Source organism: Coprobacter sp., assembly GCF_982436375.1.
Genome location: NZ_CEWDCG010000186.1, coordinates 1 through 6,071, shown reverse-complemented (window position 1 = coordinate 6,071; position 6,071 = coordinate 1). Strand labels below are relative to the sequence as shown.

At 34.6% G+C, this 6,071-nt stretch carries 5 protein-coding genes; 3 read left to right on the top strand and 2 right to left on the bottom strand.

The genetic code is table 11. The features are described from left to right. Nucleotides 1-140: 140 nt before the first annotated feature. The 3 genes from nikR (at nt 141) to AC1WHX_RS09870 (ending at nt 3,726) form a co-directional block, all read left to right on the top strand. Entirely contained in the window at nt 141-542 is a 402-nt protein-coding gene (nikR, locus tag AC1WHX_RS09880) for a nickel-responsive transcriptional regulator NikR (protein ID WP_022389623.1), read from the top strand. 73 nt (nt 543-615) lie between these two features. Continuing rightward, entirely contained in the window at nt 616-2,499 is a 1,884-nt protein-coding gene (locus AC1WHX_RS09875; protein ID WP_022602706.1) for a TonB-dependent receptor plug domain-containing protein, read from the top strand. A gap of 102 nt (nt 2,500-2,601) precedes the next feature. Beyond that, nucleotides 2,602-3,726: a TlpA disulfide reductase family protein gene (locus tag AC1WHX_RS09870; protein WP_009317014.1), complete on the top strand. Its 1,125-nt coding sequence runs from the start codon at nt 2,602-2,604 to the stop codon at nt 3,724-3,726. A 46-nt stretch (nt 3,727-3,772) separates the two neighbouring features. On the opposite strand, the gene AC1WHX_RS09865 is transcribed toward AC1WHX_RS09870, so the two are convergent. Both AC1WHX_RS09865 and AC1WHX_RS09860 read right to left on the bottom strand, forming a co-directional pair. After that, nucleotides 3,773-5,017 (bottom strand): ABC transporter permease, encoded by a 1,245-nt coding sequence (locus tag AC1WHX_RS09865; RefSeq protein WP_122338202.1) that lies wholly within the window; start codon nt 5,015-5,017, stop codon nt 3,773-3,775. Beyond that, the coding region (locus AC1WHX_RS09860; RefSeq protein WP_481229259.1) for a pyridoxal phosphate-dependent aminotransferase at nt 5,014-6,071 on the bottom strand (1,058 nt) is incomplete at its 5' end. The genes AC1WHX_RS09865 and AC1WHX_RS09860, both read right to left, overlap by 4 nt.

Here is a 6,071-nt window from a genome sequence, read left to right as displayed (position 1 = left end):
TTTCCCTTTATATGCATACTTTAGGAACAAAAACAGTAAAAAAGTTTTTCTAATTTATGTGAACACTTTTTATTATAAAGCTGTTTTATGTTTTAAATTCAATAAATGAGTGTATTTTTGCCTAAATAACGGAGGATGATATGGGATTAAAACGTTTCGGAGTTTCTTTGGATGAAAGTTTATTAGAGTCTCTTGATTTATTTGTCGTTAATAACGGTTTTACAAATAGATCTCAGGCAATCAGATTTTTGGTTGAAAAAAATATTGCAGAGACTAAATGGCTATGTAATCATGTCGTAGCCGGAACAATCATTATCATGTATGATCAGAGTAAGAAAGATATTTCCGTAAGAATTGAGGAAATACAGCAAGCGTATCAGCAGGTTATTTTATCATCTTCTCAATATTACCTCAATAGCAATTTTTGCCTTCATATTGCGACGGTAACCGGAGAAGCTTATAAGTTGACAGAACTTTCGGACAGACTGATTGCAATAAAAGGCATAAAGCATGGAAAGCTTGTGATGAGTAGAGCAGATTAATTTTTTTTGAATTTATGGTAACACGATAATAGAAAAACGTGTCACTTAAGTAATAAAACTAAAAAGGATAAAAATGAGAAAAGTTATTCAACACATTTATTCAGTTGTATTTTTATTTTGTATCGTTTTTTCTGTTCATGCAGGATCATCGTTAAAAGATACATTGGATATACAAGAAGTTGTTGTCACCGCGACAAAAACGAGAGTGAATAAAAATAATACACCTTTGTCTATTTCTGTAGTCACTCGTCAAGAGATTGAGCGCAGTAGTGAATCTGCTTTACTTCCGGTTTTATCTCAAAGAGTACCCGGACTATTTGTTACTCAGCGGGGAATTACCGGCTTCGGGGTATCTACCGGGTCTGCTGGAACAGTAAATATAAGAGGTGTAGGAAGTGGTAACAAGGTGCTTATGCTATTCGACGGGCAACCTCAATGGGCAGGAATTTATGGACATAGTCTTCCTGACACTTATGTTGCATCTGATGTAGATAAAGTAGAGGTGATACGTGGGCCGGGATCGCTTCTATATGGATCTAATGCAATGGGAGGGGTTGTGAATATAATCACCCGAAGTCAACATGAAGAGGGAGTCAGTACCCATGCGAGAGCGATGTACGGCTCTTATAATACCCAGAAATACATGATCAATAATGGCGTGAGGTCGGGAAAATTTAATAGTTTTATTTCCCTGAATCATGATCGTACGGACGGACATCGTGATAATTCGAAATTTAATATTACGAACGGATTTGTAAAAATCGGTTATGATATTTCTTCTCATTATAGTGTTGTCGGAGATATTAGTGCCGCATATTACGATTTAAGGAATCCCGGAAAGGATACCGATCCATTATTAGACGGTTGGATGCATATATGGCGTGGAATCGCATCTGTGGGAGTTGAAAATAAGTATCAGAAATATTCCGGAGCAATAAGGGCTTTTTATAGTTGGGGAAATCATAAGATCAATGATGGACATGAAGCCGATGAAGCAGCAAAAGATTATTTGTTTCGTTCAACGGACTTCAATTACGGTGTACAGGCGTATGAATCATTTTTTATTATTCCGAACAATCAATTTACATTAGGGGTCGATTATAAGAATTGGGGTGGAAATGCGTGGAATGCCTTTTTTTCAGGAGAAAGAAAAGACATTATTACGGATAAAAGTGTACATGAATTGGCCGGATATGCGATAATGCAACAAGAATTTTGGAATCAGTTCACTTTAAATGCAGGAGTCCGTTATGAACATAACAGTACATACGGCAGTGAGTGGGTGCCGCAAGCAGGATTTACATGGAGACCTTTTTGGGGAAATTCTATTAAAGCTTCTTTTTCGAAAGGGTTTCGTAGTCCTAATATGCGAGAACTTTATATTACATTCGGACCTGGAAATAAAGCGAATGCGGATTTGAATCCAGAGAGCATGTTGAATTACGAGGTGTCTATCGGACAATATTTTTGGAACAATCGGATACATGCAGAAGTAACGGCATTTTATATCGATGGTAAAAATATGATTCAAGTTGATCCACAGTCGGGACAGCTTGAGAATGTCGGAAAGTTTTATAATAAGGGTATTGAATTGGACGCAGATATTCAGGTTTTACGAAATTTACGCTTTTCTACAAATTATAGCTTTTTACATACCAATAAGGAAATTGTTGCTGCTCCTAAACATAAATGGTTTTTAGAAGGCTTATATACGTGGAAAAATTTAAGTATAACATTAAATATGCAGTCGATATTCGGTTTATATGTCAGTAATTTAATGAAGAGCGAAGATTATACTCTTCTGAATGGACGTATTGCCTATAAAATAGGAAATAAAAAACAGAATATTACGTTGTTTGTAAAAGGGGAAAATTTGACAAATACGAAATATACCATTAATGAAGGATATCCGATGCCGGGTGCTATAGCAATGGGAGGATTTGATTTTAAATTTTAAATTTTTTACCGGAACTTAATATCGATGGCATGATAAGAATTTATTATCATGCCATTTTTAATTAATTGATTATTTTTGTACGTTTAAATGAATCTCTGAATAATGTACAGAATTATATTATCTATAATTGGCATTGGTCTTATTTTATGTGGATGCAGTAGTAATATTCCGAGCTCTTATGAATTGAACGGTGAAGTTTATAATTCTCGATTTAATGGAAAGACTATATATCTTTCTAAAGTGGACGGAGATGAGCTTACGAATATAGATAGTACCTTAGTCGAGGTGAATAAGTTCTGTTTAAAGGGCGTTCAAGATGTTCCGACAGTTTGTTATTTACGTTTTAGGGAAGATCACTTGTTACCGGAATATGTACCAGTAACGTTTATATTAGAAAACGGAACAATAAATGTTCAAATTACAAAATCAGATTCTAAAGCAACAGGAACGGTATTGAATGATTCTCTTTTTTCATTTCAAAAGTCTATGGATAAGTATGAAAAGCAGCTTACTCGTATAGAAGCTCGATATAAAAAGATGATAGCTGACAGTACGATAAATAAAGAGACCGAGAAGCAAATATACGAAGAGTATAATTCTGAGGAAAAAGCAAATCTGGAGTTTATTAAGAAGGTTATAGGACAGAATCTGAATAATATATTAGGTGCTTATATTTTTAATTTAAATCGAAATAGATTAGCGGACAAGGATATTGAAATTATTTTGCAAAAAGCCGGATCTACATTTAAAAATCAACCGGATATAAGACTTATTTCCGAAAGAATCAGACGATTGAATAATATATCTGTAGGGAAAATGTTCAAAGATTTTGATTCTCAGGATATTCAAGGAAGAAGAAAATCTTTATCTGAATATGCTGGACGAGGAAAATTTTTGATTGTAGGTTTTTGGGCATCTATATCTCCTTCAAGCCGAATAGAAATGAAAAATCTAATAGAGATACACAAAAAATATAAATACAAGGGTATTGACATTATTAGTGTATCTTTAGATACGGATTCTTTATCTTGGATAGAAAATATAGAACGATATAATTTAACTTGTCCACATTTATCGGATTTTAAAGGATGGGAGAGTGATGCCGTCAAAGCTTATGAAATTAATAAAATACCTTATATCCTCCTATTAAATCCAGATGGAAGTATTGCAGCAAAAGAAACAGATACTAATTGCTTAAAAGAGAAATTGAAAGAATTATTTGATTGACAAAAGCCTCACAAATAATTCTTTAAGCAAATTCAAGCAGATTATCTTATTCGAATTTAATCGATTTTGCCGGTCGTATGAGAGAGACCAAATAAGAAGGTCCGATAAGCATTAATAAAGAAATCACCAGACAACTGATATTCAAGATGAGTATATACCCGAAATTCAATTCGATAGGAACTGCCGGAATATAATACACATCAGGATCTAATTTGATAAGTTTAAAATGGGCTTGTAGCAGGCATAATAGTATTCCTATTATATTACCCCATATCATACCTTTTCCGACTAAGAAGATCGAAATATAAATAAAGATTTTGCGAATAGAGTAGTTGGTTGCCCCTAAGGCTTTTAATATGCCAATCATGTTGGTCCGTTCCAAAATAATAATTAATAAGCCCGAAATCATCGTAAAACCGGCAACAACGGCCATCAAAACAAGAATTACCCATACATTCATATCCAACAAATCCAGCCAATTAAATAACTGTGGATTCAATTCTCGGACAGAACGAACAAAATAATGTTCTCCATATCGGTCTGTACAATTCATTAAATCGAAATAGAGATTTTCTGTTACTTTGTCCAATTTTGAAAAATCTCGTAATTTCACTTCAATACCACTAAATTGGTCAGTTCCCCATCTATTAAGTTTTTGAACATGACGAACATCTCCGATAATAAAGAGCTTATCGTATTCGGTAAAATTGGTCTGATATATTCCTGTAATCTCAAATTTTCTAGCTCTGATATTGTCATCTATAAAATAACAAAGTATTTGATCTCCGGCTTCTAAATGTAGTCTGTTTGCAATATAATGAGATATTAATATTTCATTTGAAATAGCCGAATCGGAGAGGTGAGGAGGAACACCTGCCAAAAGATTCTTTTCAAAAAAAGACCAATCATAATTTTTATCTACACCCTTAAGAGCTATTCCTAAAAATTCATTATCGGTCTTCAATATACCCGGCTTAGTTGCGAAATTTTCAATGTATAAAATTTCAGGATTTTGTTTTAATGCGGCTTGTAAACTATCGGAAACTCCGATGGGCAATGTTTCAAAAGATGAATTGTTTGAGAAACCGCTGATTTGGATATGTGAACTGAACCCTATTACTTTACCGCTGACCTCATGCTTAAATCCGACAACAATAGCTACGGATATAATCATTATAGCTAATCCTAAAGCTACTCCTAAGGTTGCGATACGAATAGCTGGAGGAGAAACTTTTTTTCTTCCGTCTTTATTGAAATGTATTTTTTTTGCTATAAATAGCTCTAAGTTCATATAGTTCTACCGGGATAAGATTCCAATGCTTTACTCAATACAATCAAAGCATTCGCTAAATCTTCTTTTTTTAGGACATATGCTAACCGAACCTCATTTTTACCTAATCCCGGAGTCGTATAAAATCCAGATCCGGGAGCCATAAATACGGTTTGCCCTTCATACTCGAAATGTTCAAGACACCAAGCACAAAATTTATCCGCATCATCAACCGGTAGCTTTGCCATTGTGTAAAATGCACCCATGGGAATCGGTGAATAACAACCGGGAATACGATTAATTCCGTCTATGAGGAATTTACGACGTTCTACATATTCATTATATGTATCCAGCAAATAGTCTGATGGAGCACCGAGAGATGCTTCTGCAATTAATTGTCCGATAAGGGGTGGACTTAAACGAGCTTGACAAAATTTCATCACATTTTTCTTCAACTCTTTATGTTTTGTTATCAAAGCTCCAATACGAATTCCGCATTCGCTATATCGTTTTGATACAGAGTCAATTAATACGACATGATCTTCTATTCCCTTTAAATGAAAAGCCGAAATGTAAGGAGCTCCGGTATAACAAAATTCTCTATATACTTCGTCAGAAAAGAGGAACAAATCATATTTTTTTACCAAATCCCTTATTTGGTTCATCTCTTTTTGGGTATATAGGTAACCTGTCGGATTATTAGGATTGCAAATCAGTATTCCACGGGTTCGTTCTGTAATCAAGGCTTCAAATTTATCTATTGCAGGTAATGCAAAACCTTCATTGATAGAAGAGGGGAGTGTCTTAATCGTTGCCCCTGCTGAAATTGCAAACGCCATATAATTTGCATATGCGGGTTCGGGAACGATTATTTCATCTCCCGGATCAAGGCATGCTAAAAAAGAAAACAAGACTGCTTCTGAACCTCCCGTAGTAATGATAATATCATCAGCATTTACCTGAATATTAAATTTGGCGTAGTATTCGACAAGTTTCTCACGAAAACTTAGAATTCCTTCGCTTGGGCTATATTCTAAAATTTTGCGATCTAAATGCCGGGCAGCATCCAGTCCTA